Source organism: Enterococcus sp. OL5 (assembly GCF_006491895.1).
GTDB classification, from domain to species: domain Bacteria; phylum Bacillota; class Bacilli; order Lactobacillales; family Enterococcaceae; genus Enterococcus_D; species Enterococcus_D innesii.
The window spans coordinates 238,128-251,252 of sequence record NZ_VHIL01000001.1; the positions used below are offsets into that span (position 1 = coordinate 238,128).

Annotated in this window: 13 protein-coding genes; 1 reads left to right on the plus strand and 12 read right to left on the minus strand. The window is 42.1% G+C overall.

Annotated features, from left to right (window positions below; genetic code table 11):
• The first annotated feature begins 103 nt into the window (after positions 1–103).
• Positions 104–1,804, plus strand: a complete 1,701-nt coding sequence (locus FJU10_RS01085) for a M3 family oligoendopeptidase (protein WP_140964923.1) — start codon at positions 104–106, stop codon at positions 1,802–1,804.
• A gap of 62 nt (positions 1,805–1,866) precedes the next feature.
• On the opposite strand, the gene FJU10_RS01090 is transcribed toward FJU10_RS01085, so the two are convergent.
• The 12 genes from FJU10_RS01090 to argR form a co-directional block, all read right to left on the minus strand.
• Entirely contained in the window at positions 1,867–2,226 is a 360-nt protein-coding gene (locus tag FJU10_RS01090; protein ID WP_140964924.1) for a phage holin family protein, read from the minus strand.
• Positions 2,226–2,534: a PspC domain-containing protein gene (locus tag FJU10_RS01095; protein ID WP_005225787.1), complete on the minus strand. Its 309-nt coding sequence runs from the start codon at positions 2,532–2,534 to the stop codon at positions 2,226–2,228. Before FJU10_RS01095 ends, FJU10_RS01090 begins: the two co-directional genes overlap by 1 nt.
• A gap of 49 nt (positions 2,535–2,583) precedes the next feature.
• The gene (gene liaX / locus FJU10_RS01100) at positions 2,584–4,146 is read right to left on the minus strand and encodes a daptomycin-sensing surface protein LiaX (RefSeq protein WP_140964925.1); all 1,563 of its coding nucleotides are present in this window, start codon (positions 4,144–4,146) and stop codon (positions 2,584–2,586) included.
• A 532-nt stretch (positions 4,147–4,678) separates the two neighbouring features.
• The gene (gene phoU, locus FJU10_RS01105; protein ID WP_008378477.1) at positions 4,679–5,356 is read right to left on the minus strand and encodes a phosphate signaling complex protein PhoU; all 678 of its coding nucleotides are present in this window, start codon (positions 5,354–5,356) and stop codon (positions 4,679–4,681) included.
• A gap of 11 nt (positions 5,357–5,367) precedes the next feature.
• A complete protein-coding gene (gene pstB, locus FJU10_RS01110) occupies positions 5,368–6,126 on the minus strand; it encodes a phosphate ABC transporter ATP-binding protein PstB (protein WP_077454322.1) in 759 nt (252 codons plus the stop codon).
• A gap of 31 nt (positions 6,127–6,157) precedes the next feature.
• Positions 6,158–6,964: a phosphate ABC transporter ATP-binding protein PstB gene (gene pstB / locus FJU10_RS01115; protein WP_005225783.1), complete on the minus strand. Its 807-nt coding sequence runs from the start codon at positions 6,962–6,964 to the stop codon at positions 6,158–6,160.
• Positions 6,965–6,977: 13 nt separating this feature from the next.
• A complete protein-coding gene (gene pstA / locus FJU10_RS01120) occupies positions 6,978–7,862 on the minus strand; it encodes a phosphate ABC transporter permease PstA (protein WP_077454323.1) in 885 nt (294 codons plus the stop codon).
• Positions 7,862–8,782: a phosphate ABC transporter permease subunit PstC gene (gene pstC, locus FJU10_RS01125; RefSeq protein WP_077454324.1), complete on the minus strand. Its 921-nt coding sequence runs from the start codon at positions 8,780–8,782 to the stop codon at positions 7,862–7,864. The genes pstA and pstC overlap by 1 nt, the downstream gene beginning before the upstream one ends.
• 97 nt (positions 8,783–8,879) lie before the next feature.
• Positions 8,880–9,734 carry a phosphate ABC transporter substrate-binding protein PstS gene (locus FJU10_RS01130; protein ID WP_086292174.1) on the minus strand — a complete coding sequence of 285 codons (855 nt, stop codon included), beginning with the start codon at positions 9,732–9,734 and terminating at the stop codon, positions 8,880–8,882.
• Positions 9,735–10,132: 398 nt separating this feature from the next.
• Positions 10,133–10,864 carry an alpha/beta hydrolase gene (locus FJU10_RS01135; protein ID WP_170920104.1) on the minus strand — a complete coding sequence of 244 codons (732 nt, stop codon included), beginning with the start codon at positions 10,862–10,864 and terminating at the stop codon, positions 10,133–10,135.
• Between the two features lie 95 nt (positions 10,865–10,959).
• Positions 10,960–12,633 (minus strand): DNA repair protein RecN, encoded by a 1,674-nt coding sequence (gene recN, locus FJU10_RS01140; protein ID WP_140964926.1) that lies wholly within the window; start codon positions 12,631–12,633, stop codon positions 10,960–10,962.
• Between the two features lie 15 nt (positions 12,634–12,648).
• Positions 12,649–13,098: an arginine repressor gene (argR, locus tag FJU10_RS01145; RefSeq protein WP_005235362.1), complete on the minus strand. Its 450-nt coding sequence runs from the start codon at positions 13,096–13,098 to the stop codon at positions 12,649–12,651.
• Positions 13,099–13,125: the final 27 nt, after the last annotated feature.

The following is a 13,125-nucleotide window of genomic DNA, read 5'->3' on the forward strand; positions in this document are numbered from 1 at the left end:
CTGGTTCTATTTTATCATTCTATCAGTAAAGTTACTACCTTCGCCAATAGAAGTCCTCATTCTTTTTCGTTTGTGTTATTATTTTACTAAGGAGGGATTTTTAATGAAATTTTCAGCATACACGTATCAACGCCCTGATTTTCCAGTCTATCAAGAAACATTCAAAAAAGCCTTAGCAAACCTTCATTCAGCCGATACCTTCTCGGAGGCGAAGCAAGCACTTGATGCTTTGAACGAACTAAGAGGAACGATCGATACTGCAATGAACTTGGCTTCGATCCGCTATTCGATCGATACCAACGATGCCTTTTATGAAGCAGAAGATACTTTTTGGAATGAATACCAGCCTCATTTTGAAGCTCTGGATTTTCAATTCTATCAAGCACTCCTGGCTTCACCGGTCTTAGATGAATTAAAAGCCGAATATCCAGAAACAATTTTCTTGTTTGCCGAAAGCCGCGTGAAGCTTTTTGATGAGGCCTTGATCGAATTGTTTCAAAAAGAAAACCAATTGGCTTCCGATTACAGCAAATTGGTCGCTTCTGCCCAAATCGACTTCCAAGGAGAAACCTATACCCTCGCACAACTGCGACCATTTACCGAAAACAAAGATCGCGGTGTTCGAAAAGAAGCGTTTGAAAAACAAACGGCTTTCTTCACGGAAAATGAAGACCGTTTTGATCAAATTTATGACGAGATGGTCAAGGTTCGTACCGAGATCGCCCACAAGCTCGGCTTTGAAAATTATGTTGCCTTTGCGGATACCCAAATGAATCGTTGGGACTATGATCGTTCAATGATCGAGACCTATCGTCGGGAAATTTTAGAAAAAGTCGTCCCAATTACCCAAAAACTGTACCAAAGACAGGCGCAGCGTAACCAATTGACTCAGGCAACCTTTACCGACCTGCCGCTTGTTTATCCTAGTGGTAACGCAGAGCCTAAAGGAACTCCTGAAGAACTAGTAGAAAAAGCCCGTGTGATGTATCAGGAACTATCCCCTGAAACTGGCGAATTTTTTGATTTTATGGTCGAGCATGACCTACTTGATCTACTAAGCAAAAAAGGCAAACAATCTGGCGGCTACTGTACGTTTATCCAAGACTATCAATCGCCATTTATCTTTGCCAACTTTAACGGTACTTCTGGTGATGTCGATGTTTTGACCCACGAAGCTGGCCATGCCTTTCAAGCCTTTCGCTCTCGTTGGATCAAAGAACCGGAAATTTTGTTTCCAAATTATGAGTCTTGCGAGATCCATTCAATGTCGATGGAATTTATCGCCTGGCCATGGATGGATGCCTTTTTCGAAGAAGAAACAGAAAAATACAAATTCGCGCATCTTGCTAGTAGCCTGCAATTTCTGCCTTATGGCGTTTTAGTGGATCACTTCCAACAGGACGTTTATGAGCATCCCGAATGGTCACCCGCGCAGCGCAAAGCCCGTTGGCGGGAATTAGAACGCCAATATTGTCCTGAGCGGGATTATTCAGAATATCCAGACCTTGATCGTGGCTTGTATTGGTTTAGACAAGGGCATATTTTTGAATCACCTTTCTATTATATCGATTATACATTGGCGCAAGTGTGTGCATTCCAATTTTGGTATCGATTCATCGTGGCAAAAGACGAAACCGCTTGGCAAGATTATTTGGCCATCTGCGAAGTCGGCGGCACGAAAACATTTCTTGAGATCCTGGCTCTTGCTCATTTGCGATCACCTTTTGAAAAAGGTGCACTTGATGAAACGTTACAGGCAGTAGATACGTACCTGGCAGCCATCAAAGAAGAACAGTTAAACTAAAAAAAGACGTTTCCGTTTCTCCACTAGCTTCATAGTTAGTGGAGAAAACGTGAAACGTCTTTTTAACGTGAATATTTTTCGATATGGTGTTCGGTCACGATCATATTGATTACTGACATGATCAACGCCACTAAGAGCGCAGCTCCAAACGAGGAGAAGCCGAAGTTGGCTGACCCAACAAAATACGAAGTCAAATTCAGCATGAGTGCATTAATCACAAAGGTGAAAAAACCAAGCGTCAGTAAAGTCAATGGAAATGAAATGACGATCAGAATTGGTTTAATCAAAGCATTCAGGATCGACAGTACGAAACTGGCGATCACTGCAGTCATAATGCTTTGAACGTGGATCATATTTGGTAATAGAACTGCCAATGCGACAAACGTCAGTGTATTCATGATAAGCCGTTGAAAATAAGACACTAGAAGTCACTCCAGTCCTCATCCTCCACCTTTTCCGCTTCTTTACGGGGACGATTTGCTTCATTGTATTTGTTTTGTTTGTAGTAGTGATTGTCGTGGCCATATCCTGAGGTGCTCTTGCGTCCTGAAGGAATCAAGACCGCCATGATGATATATAAAGTGATTCCAGGGAACCCAGCAGTCACTAAAGATAGAAAGACATAGATCACGCGAACGATAGTTGGATCGATTCGCAAGTATTCTGCCAGACCCCCTAGAGTACCTGTAATGACAACGTTATTGGCTGATTTTGTTAATTTTTTGTTCATTTATCTACACCTTCCTTCTTTTCTTTAATGAGTGTAAACCCAGCGATTCTTATTTGTCTGTATCTTTGATAAAGACATTTCCTGTTGTTGTGGATAGATCGATTTGAGCGACTTTATCGGCAACTCGACGGAATTGCAATAGTTGGTTTAGGCGTTCTTTTTTCTCACGCACAACTTCCATCTCGCTTAAACGATTGTTGATGCTACCTAAACTTGTTTTGGCGATCCCTTCGAAACCGATCCCTGCAGGTAATGCTACTTTGACATTCCCATTTACAGAACTGGCGTTTAATTTTTGGACCGTTTCTTCTTTATAGGTCACGCGGATATTACCGTTAACTAAAGAAATGCCGGTATTTTGTGGCGTTGCTGTCAACGTAACGTCTCCGTTCACCGTTTCGATGATGGCATCTAAAATCTCACCATCTTGAACAGTGATCGTTCCATTCACGCCTTCAATCTCTAACATCGATGCATTTACTTTGCGGAAATCGATATTGCCGTTTGTTGACTTTGTATAAACATCTTTCGCATCTAATTCATTGAATGTAACATTGCCGTTCAATAGTTTTACTGCCACATGATCATAGGTACGTTTTGGCAAGTAGAAAACGAGATCGGCACGAATGCGTTTGTTGGGAATTTGGAAAGAGATGCGTTCATCATCAACATTGATTTGGCTTCTTGCTTCAAAAGCATCGAAAGGCTCCGCCGCATCCATTTTACCATATAGTTTGATTTTGGCATCTACTTTGACACCTGGTTCATCCCATAATTGGAAGGAAACATTGCCGTTTGCTAATTTCACATCGATCAATGTCGCTGCCGTTTCGTCATAGCTGAATGTATGCTCAAATTTTGTCGCTGCAACACCGGGAACTTTTAAGTTGATGTCTTTCCATTCCATGTTGTCATTGACTGACTCTGTCACTGCCCGAACCGTTTTCTTCAAGAAATGTCCGAAGTGTGTGCTGGCATCGACCATTTTTTCACTTACTTGATTGATAGTATCGGTCGCTTGTTCTTTCCAATCTTCTGGAATATCTAATTTTTGAGAGATTTTCTCTTTCGTTTGAGACCATTGGTCTTTACGAATATTTTTTAGTTTAGCTTCCAATTCTGCTTTTTCTTCGGTTAAACCATCTAAGGTTTCTTCTAAGCCAGTAATGGTCGCTTCTGTTTCATGACGTGTTGCCAATTCATCTTCTGACAATTGATCCAATTCTTCTTTGGTGTTCAATTGCATCAGTGTTTCTTGTGCTTCTTTTAATTCTTCTTTGACACCAAGAATTTCAGCATTGATTTCGTCCAACTCAGCAGATGCTTGGTTGGCTTCTGTTGCTAAGCCATCGAGAATCTTTTCAAGATTTTCTTTGTCTTGCGCTTCGTTTTGACGAAGCTTTTCTTCGCCGTCAAACGTGAACATCTCATCGTTATTTTCAGTATCATCAAATGGGCTTGTCGCATTCTTATCCGCGGTTACCTCAGCAGCAGCTTTGTTAATTTGTTTTTCGTCTTTGGCTTTTGCCATACCTTCTAGTAAATCTAAGGCTTCTTCTGTAGAAAGCACACCTTTTTTTACTAGATCCAATATACGTTCTCTTTCGTTCATGGAAATTGCCTCCTTCAGCAAATGTGTGATTGCAAGTTTAGCTTACGAACCTATTATGCCTTGTTTTTGCGAAAGTGTCATAGGTCTTAAGTACCAAGTTTTTCTCAATCTGCAGATTGGCAAGCAGAACCGGCACTTCTTCTTGATTACTTTAGGCAGAAAACGATCTTCCTTATCTTAACAGTACCACGAAAAACCATTGGAAACAAAAGTTTCAGCTAGTAACAACTCTGAGGAATAAAACTGCTACTGTGAAGGATTTTCGAGGTCATTCACAACAGTTTTTTCCGCTGTTGGCCGCTACTCAATCAATAATCGACTTTTCAATGCATGGAAGGTCAAAAGCATGCTTACTTCTGTAACTCTTAGTAAAAAACTAACGATCCTTTTCAATGAATCATAATCATCCGTAGCACTTGCTTCACATCAAAAAGACCGCCGAGAGAAGTTGTTTCCCGAAGGTCAACTTCTTTCGACGGTCCGTCCCATCTCTAATAAAAGAGATAAGTGATCAAGAATCTAAGCTGGTTTCTTAGATCATTTCCGTACGGTTGGTATTCAATTCACTGATTTTCCCAGTAGCAAGATACACGATCCATTCACAAATATTCGTTACGTAGTCACCGATACGTTCTAGGTACTGAGCAACAGATAAATAGTCGGTTCCACTAACAACGGTTTCCGGATTTTCTTTCATACTCTCGATCGTTTTGTAATAGATATCTTTGTAATACTCATTGACCCGATCATCCATTTGGGCGATCATACGGGCATCTTCTTGGTCGGTTTTTACATAGGCAACTAAAACATTATCGACCATTTTCTTGACATAATCCGACATATCAGAAATTTCTTTTTCGATTTCGGCGATCCGTGTTTCACCTTTGACCCGAATCGTTGACTTCGCGATCGATACTGCATGGTCTCCCATTCGTTCCAAGTCAGAGCTGGCTTTCATTACAGTAATGATCATTCGTAGATCGGTGGTTACTGGTTGTTGCAAAGCAATCATTTCAAAGCTCTTTTTCTCCAAACGAACTTCCATATTGTTGATCGCCAAATCATTTTCGATCACTTCTTGAGCAATTGCTTTATCATGTCTAACATATGCTCGTACGGATTTGTGGATCGCACTGCTGACTAGCATACCCATCTCATAAAATTGATTGTGTAGATTTAATAATTCTTCTTCAAACTGTGTACGCAACATCCCTTTTCCTCCTAACCAAATCTTCCTGAGATATAATCTTCTGTTTCTTTTTTGCTTGGACTTAGGAACACTTTTTTCGTGTCATTGAACTCGATCAAGTTGCCGTCCAAAAAGAACGCGGTTTTATCTGAGATTCTTGAAGCTTGTGACATGTTGTGAGTCACGATGATCATGGTATAGCGTTCTTTCAGTGCCAAAAGGGTATTCTCGATTTTCCCAGATGAAATTGGGTCTAACGCACTGGTTGGTTCATCCAGCAAAATGATTTCTGGATCGACAGCCAATACCCGAGCGATACATACCCGCTGCTGTTGTCCACCGGATAAAGATAGCGCACTTTGGTGAAGCTTATCTTTGACATCTTCCCAGACAGACGCTGCTTTCAGGCTTTCTTCCACTGTTTTATCAAGAATCGCTTTGTCGGTGACTCCTTTTAATTTTAACCCATAAATCACATTTTCGTAAATTGAAAAGGGAAATGGATTCGGTTGTTGAAAAACCATCCCGATTTCTTTACGCAAATCAACGATGTCTTGCTTCGGACTATAAATGTCTTTCCCTTTATAGACAACACTTCCTGTAATTGTCACACCAGGGATCAAATCATTCATTCGATTAAGAGAACGCAAGTAGGTCGATTTCCCACAACCTGAAGGACCGATCATCGCAGTGATCTCGCCTTGTTTAATGGAAAGGTCGATTCCTTTTAATGCTTCTTTTTTTCCGTAGTATAAATGCAGATCTTTCGATGTAATAATTTCTTCTGCCATTGTTTTGCCTCCGTTTACTGATCGAATCGGCTCAGCCAAAGTGACCGGATACGTAATCTTCTGTTGCTTTAATTTTTGGACGAGTAAATATCTTACGGGTCTCATCGTACTCGATCGCATTTCCTAAGTAGAAAAAGGCAGTATAATCGCTGATCCGAGCAGCTTGCTGCATGTTGTGGGTCACGATGATGATTGAATAGTCGTTTTTCAAGTTGATGAGGGTTTCTTCCACTGTCCCGGTCGAGATGGGGTCAAGGGCGCTGGCTGGTTCATCTAGAAGTAAGATATCTGGTTTCATCGCAATTGCTCGAGCGATACACAGACGTTGCTGCTGCCCACCAGATAATGCCAAAGCACTTTTGTCTAAACTGTCTTTTACTTGGTCCCAAAGAGCCGCTTGTTTCAAGCTGGTTTCGACTGCTTCATCCAATTTCTTTTTGTTTCTTTCTCCATGACGACGTAAAGCAAAGGCAATATTGTCATAGATCGATTTACTGAAAGGATTTGGTCGTTGGAAAACCATGCCGATCCGCTTGCGCATTTCGAAGACATCGACTTCTTTTGTGTTGACGTCGACTCCTTTATACATGATGTTTCCTGTGACTCTCGTGTTTGCGATCCCATCATTCATTCGATTCAAAGAACGCAGATACGTTGATTTTCCGCAACCGGAAGGTCCGATCAATGCGGTGATTTTATTTTTTTCAAATTGTAGATCAATGCCTTTGATGGCTTCATTTGATCCATACCATACATGCAAGTCAGTGGTATAAAGCGCCACGTCTTCTGGTTTATCGAAGGTAATGATATTTCGATCGTCCCAATTGTAATCGTTCATACTGTCATTCTCCTTATGCTGACGTCATTTTCTTGTACAACCGTTTGCCAGCTGCACGGGCGCCAAAGTTAAATAGCAAGACGGCAATGATCAATACCGCCGAAGCCCCGGCTGAAACTTGCGCGCCATCAGGCATCGTACCTTCTGTATTGATTTTCCAAATATGGACTGCTAGCGTCTCCGCTTGTCGGAAAAGACCGATCGGGCTGGAAACACTCAATGGATTCCAGTTTGTAAAATCAAGGGCCGGTGCACTTTGTCCTGCAGTGTAGATCAGCGCTGCCGCTTCACCAAAAATCCGACCAGAACTTAGAATGACCCCAGTCAAAATCCCTGGTGTTGCTTCTGGAACAATAATGCGTGTGACAGTTTCCCAACGTGATAAGCCTAAAGACAAGCCCGCTTCACGCTGCGTGTAATGAATCGCTTGTAGAGATTCTTCCACATTTCTCGTCAATAGTGGCAAATTAAAGAAAGTCAATGCCAAAGCACCTGAAATGATTGAAAAGCCATAACCAAACTGGATAACAAAGACTAAGAAACCAAAGAGACCGACAACCACAGAAGGCAGTGAACTCAAGATTTCGATTGATGTCCGAATGATATCCGTCAACCAGTTTTTCTTTGCATATTCGGATAAGTAGATCCCTGCTCCTAAAGAAATCGGGAAGCTAATGATCATTGTTACTAAAAGCAAGTAAAGGGAATTGAACAATTGGATGCCGATCCCGCCACCTTCTTGGTACGCTTTTGAAGAAGAAGTCAGAAACTCCCAATTGATATGGGGAACCCCCCGAACCAAAATGTACAGTAATAAGGAAGCCAAAATCAATACAATGATGCCAGCAACGGCATACAAGACGCCGGTAGCAATTTTATCTGAACGTTTCGCATTCATTATTTCAAGGCTCCTTTCTTCCCAATAAAGCGAATCACAATGTTAAACAGTAAGGACATCAATAACAAGATCAAGGCTAATGACCACAAGACATTATTTTGGACTGTCCCCATGATCGTATTTCCGATACCCATCGTTAGGATAGAAGTCAATGTTGAAGCTGGTGTCACTAAGCTAGTTGGCATCAATGCCGCATTACCGATAACCATTTGGATCGCCAATGCTTCCCCAAATGCGCGAGCCATTCCGAAAACAACCGCTGTTAAAATACCAGGAACAGCTGCTCGTAGAACCACTTTGTAAATCGTCTGCCAGCGCGTTGCACCTAAAGCTAACGAAGCTTCACGGTAATGCCGAGGGACTGCCCGCAGCGCATCGACCGTCATCGTAGTCACTGTCGGTAAGATCATGATAAACAGGACAAAGGTCCCCGCCAAGATCCCAAAACCAGTACCGCCAAAAACGGAGCGGACTGCTGGTACAACGACAGACAAACCGATGAAACCATAAACAACTGAAGGGATACCGACTAAAAGTTCGATGACCGGCTGCAAGATCTTCTCTCCATTACGAGGTGAGATTTCTACCATAAAGACGGCTGCACCAATGGCAAAAGGTGTTGCAACGATTGCTGATAGGAACGTTACGAAGAACGAGCCAAGAATCATCGGTAAAGCACCAACTAAAGGTTGGCCATCAGGACCAACAGCACTTGGATTCCATTGGGTACCAAACAAAAAGTCAAACACATTGACTTTGTCTACAAAGAATGTCGCTAATCCTCGGCTAGCAACGAAGTAAAAAATGGAGATCACAACCAATACAATCAACGCGATACATAGAAAGCTGACCAGCTTTCCTCTTTGCTCCATTCTTGCGCGCTTAGATTTTTTTGTTAACACTTCTTTTACATTTTCCACGAGGGTTCCTCCTCAAAAATCAAACTAAACTCATAACCATTAGTTTATCGATTCAACATCAATTTCTGTTAAAGCTTGTGTAAATTTTGTGTAAAGATTATTCGACAATGTTGCCTTCCCAGTCTCTTTCCACCTGCATGATCGAGATTGGAATATAGCCTAGATCGCCAACGATATGCTCTTGAACTTCGTCAGAAAGCATATATTCTAAAAACTCAGCAGTTAATCCGGTTGGTTCTCCTTTTGTATACATATGCTCATACGCCCAAACTTTCCAATCATTCGTCGTCACATTTTCAATCGTAGGTTCAACACCATCAATTGAAAGGACATTGACTTCATCGGTCACATAAGAAAATGCAACGTAGCTAATAGCCCCTGGTGTATCAGAAACGATCGAGCGAACCATCCCACTAGAATCTTGCTCTTGGGAAGGAATTGCTGTTTCACCATCCATGATCCATTTTTCAAACGTGCTTCTCGTACCACTACCGGTCGCCCGGTTCAATAAAACAATGGGTAGATCATTGCCACCGACTTCGCTCCAATTGGTGATCTTTCCTAGGAAGATATTTTTTAAATCTTCTGTAGAAATATCTGTGATCCCGACCCCTTTGTTAACGATCGGTGTGATACCCACCGTTGCGACCCGGTGGTCAACGAGGGCATCCGCATCGATTCCCGGCTTTTCTTCTGCAAACAAATCAGAATTCCCGATATCGACTGCGCCTGCTTGGACTTGACTTAATCCGGTTCCGCTTCCGCCCCCCTGGACATTAATGAACCGTCCCGGATTTGAATTTTGAAATTCTTCCGCAACTGTTTCTACGAGTGGCTGCAAGGCAGAAGACCCGACTGCTGTGATCGATTCTCCTCGATCTGCCCAGCTTGCACATCCTGAGAGTAAAATAACCAATCCGATGATAGGACTTAGAAGTTTTAATTTTTTCATCATAACGCTCCTTGTACTTTCGAAAGTCATTGATTGTAAAAATCAATTATTTTCATTTTACCATTAGTTGAAATCAATGAAAATTATTATTTGCTTTTTTTTCTGGGACTACGATTGTCAGTTTATTTAAAACGCTTTTTTTCTTTTACAAAATAACTGTTTTGTAAATAAAATGACAGGATTTCTTAATTAAATTACGTGCATCATGAACGTGTGCTATGCTATACTGTGAGAGGAAACGTATTTTAAAAGAACATAATTATTAATCTTGCTTCCCCAATCAAGTACAATATGTTGTTATGTTCAGCGTTTTCACGATTTCATCAACATTTCCCCAAAATGTCTGTTGAATCGAAACGGCAGAAAGAAGCATTTCTATGCATCTTCTGCCGTCTTTTTTACTCTAATTCACTTAACCATGATGCCATCTGCTCAATGATGGCTTTTTGCTGTGCTTCATTTGATAAATCAGCAGCTGCTTCTCCTTTCTGTAACCCATAAGTACCAAAGCCAGCATGATTGCCGCCTTCAATTGTTTCGAAGATGGTCGAATCTGGTAGGAAGCTGCGGGCGGCTTGCCAATTTTCTTGATTTACTACTTGATCTTGACTACCTGATAGTGACAACACAGAAATCGATTGATCAGCTAACGAACCTTTTTCATCGGGATAACTTGCAAAGAAAAAGACCCCTTTTAAATCCTTGTCATTTGCAGCCAACTGATTCGCTGCAAAACGGCTTGCCATGACGCCACCTAATGAATGACCACCTATCACATAGGAGTCATGGGGAATTTCTTTCAAAACGGCTTCTGCACGATTGCCTGCTAAAACAGCCATGTTAAAGGGCATTTTAACGATCGCGACAGGATAGCCTTTTTCCGCTAAACCTGCTGCCCATACACTATAGCTTTCCGCATCGACAAGAGCACCGGGATAGAAAATAACCAATGGCTTTTCTTTATCTCCAGCAAAATAAAGGACATTTCCCTCATCATCTGCCTCTTTCGCAGCTGTAACTGCAGCATCCACTGCTGGGTAATGCAGTTGTTGCCAACCGACCCAACCAGCAATAGTTAAAATAACAACGGTGATCAATACACCGATCAAAACTTTTGTTCTTTTTCTCATCATATCCTCCTGCAAAAAAGAAGATCAGGAAAGGATGACAGACGAAACTTACGGGTCCATCATCTCCTGACTCTTTTACGAATGTTTCCCAATTTTTATCGGTGTGCCAGTGCCAATAGTTCTCGTGCATGTTCGATCGTTAAATCGGTGATTTCTGCACCTGAGAGCATACGGGCAATCTCTGCCACTCGTTCTTCTTTAGATAGTTTACGGACATGGGTTTCCGTCCGTCCTTCTTGAATTGCTTTTTCAATAAAATATTGATTGTCCGCTACAGCAGCTACTTGCGGCAAGTGAGTGATACACAAAACTTGCGAATTGGCTGCAATCTTGGCGATTTTTTCGGCGATCGCCTGAGCTACTCGGCCACTGACCCCAGTATCCACTTCATCAAAGACAATGCTGGTGATTCCTTGTTTCCGAGAGAAAATTGATTTGAGAGCCAGTAAGATCCGTGAAAGTTCTCCCCCAGAAGCAACCCGCACTAACGGCTTCATGCCTTCACCGGGGTTGGTGGTCAGATAAAACTCCACAGTATCAAAGCCGCTGCTACTCAATTGTTTTGAGCCAGGTGCGAACCGTACTTCAAACTGCGCGTGTTCCATATACAGCTCTTTTAACTCTTGAACGATTTCTTTTTCTAAACGATGGGCCAATTCACGTCGTTTGACGTGCAAGGCTTCCGCCAACTGCCAAACAGCTTCAGCTTTTTGGGCAAGCTCTTCTTCTAATTGCTCCAACTGACCTTCCGTATAGGCTGATTCGCTGATTTCTTTACTGATCTCATCATAATAAGCTAGGATCACAGGAATCGACTCCCCATATTTGCGCTTCAATTGACGAATCGTTTCCAGCCGCGAAATGACTTCTTCCAGTCGGCCTTCATCTAATTCAAGGTTGTCGACTTGTCGCGAAATATCGGTGGCTGCATCTTGCAACAAGTAATAGGCGCTTTGGATCGCTTCACTGATTTTTTCATACGCAGGATCAAGATGGGCGATCGACTGGATCTCTGACAATGCCACACTAACCCCATCTAAACTATTGACTTCCTCAGCTGATAGAGCACCATAGCTTTGTCCCAAGGCATCCACGATTTTTTGATAGTTCGTGAGTTTTTCCCGTTCGTCGATCAGCAGTTCTTCTTCATTTTCCATCAATTCGGCTTGGGCAATCTCTTCTTGTTGAAAGCGCAGCATGTCCATTCGCTGCACATAGAGCTGTTCATTTTCTTGAATGGTTCGGACATGTTTTTCTAAGGAGCGATAGCTTTGATAGGCTTGACGGTAATCCGCAAGTTCCGCTTTAAAGCTATCATCCCCAAATCCATCCATCAATGCCAAATGTTTTTCCGGTTGCAGCAGCTCTTGATGCTCATTTTGTCCTTGGATATCGACTAAGAATAAACCGATATGACGCAAAACCGACAAGGTAACGGTTCGACCATTGACACGACAAATATTTTTCCCCGATTGAGAGATATCTCGTTGTACGATCAAAACTTCTTCTTCATCAATACCTAAATCTGCGGTCAACTCTTTGAACTCCTGCTGATTCGGCCATTCGAAGATCCCTTCTAAACGACATTTCTCTGCTCCTTGACGCAAATAGTCGCTGGAACCTCTACCGCCTGCTAGCAAACCCATCGCATCGATAATAATTGATTTCCCGGCACCTGTCTCACCTGTCAGTGCCGTCATTCCCTCATGGAAAGATAAGTGTAAGTTGGAAATAATCGCAAAATTTTGGATCGACAATTCTAAAAGCATCCCTTGCCTCCTCTTCTAAACGTAACGTTGGAAATCCCTGAATAGATTCTCGGTATCTGCTTCTGTTCTAGTGATCATCAAGACGTTGTCATCATCGTTTAACGTGCCAAATAATTCCTTGGCATAACGTTTATCGATTAAATTCGCCAAAGCCGAGGCATTGCCGGGCAGTGTGCGCAGGATCACAAATTTGTCCATTCGATCGACAGAAACAAAAGCCGTTTTTAGGATTTTATCTAGTTTACCACTCACGTCTTCCGTTGTCTCTTGTGGGATACTGTAGCGATAGCCGCCTTTTTGGGAAGGAACTTTCACTAACTTCAATTCCTTGATATCTCTTGATATAGTTGCTTGTGTAACTGAGACGCCGCGATCTTTTAACAACTCCACAAAATCTTCTTGTTTCTGAATATCTTGTTCACTTAACAATCGTGTAATCAAGCGATGCCGTTCTTTTTTTCTCATCTCTTGTTCCTCCTGAATGAATTCCTA

What these genes read in the sequence shown, in the direction of transcription:
- pstB (WP_077454322.1), bottom strand. Translation starts at nt 6,126, where the DNA reads ATGGCAGAAGAAATTATTACATCGAAAGATCTGCATTTATACTACGGA.
- FJU10_RS01085 (WP_140964923.1), top strand. Translation starts at nt 104, where the DNA reads ATGAAATTTTCAGCATACACGTATCAACGCCCTGATTTTCCAGTCTAT.
- recN (WP_140964926.1), bottom strand. Translation starts at nt 12,633, where the DNA reads ATGCTTTTAGAATTGTCGATCCAAAATTTTGCGATTATTTCCAACTTA.
- FJU10_RS01130 (WP_086292174.1), bottom strand. Translation starts at nt 9,734, where the DNA reads ATGAAAAAATTAAAACTTCTAAGTCCTATCATCGGATTGGTTATTTTA.
- argR (WP_005235362.1), bottom strand. Translation starts at nt 13,098, where the DNA reads ATGAGAAAAAAAGAACGGCATCGCTTGATTACACGATTGTTAAGTGAA.
- liaX (WP_140964925.1), bottom strand. Translation starts at nt 4,146, where the DNA reads ATGAACGAAAGAGAACGTATATTGGATCTAGTAAAAAAAGGTGTGCTT.
- FJU10_RS01095 (WP_005225787.1), bottom strand. Translation starts at nt 2,534, where the DNA reads ATGAACAAAAAATTAACAAAATCAGCCAATAACGTTGTCATTACAGGT.
- pstA (WP_077454323.1), bottom strand. Translation starts at nt 7,862, where the DNA reads ATGAATGCGAAACGTTCAGATAAAATTGCTACCGGCGTCTTGTATGCC.
- FJU10_RS01135 (WP_170920104.1), bottom strand. Translation starts at nt 10,864, where the DNA reads ATGAGAAAAAGAACAAAAGTTTTGATCGGTGTATTGATCACCGTTGTT.
- phoU (WP_008378477.1), bottom strand. Translation starts at nt 5,356, where the DNA reads ATGTTGCGTACACAGTTTGAAGAAGAATTATTAAATCTACACAATCAA.
- pstB (WP_005225783.1), bottom strand. Translation starts at nt 6,964, where the DNA reads ATGAACGATTACAATTGGGACGATCGAAATATCATTACCTTCGATAAA.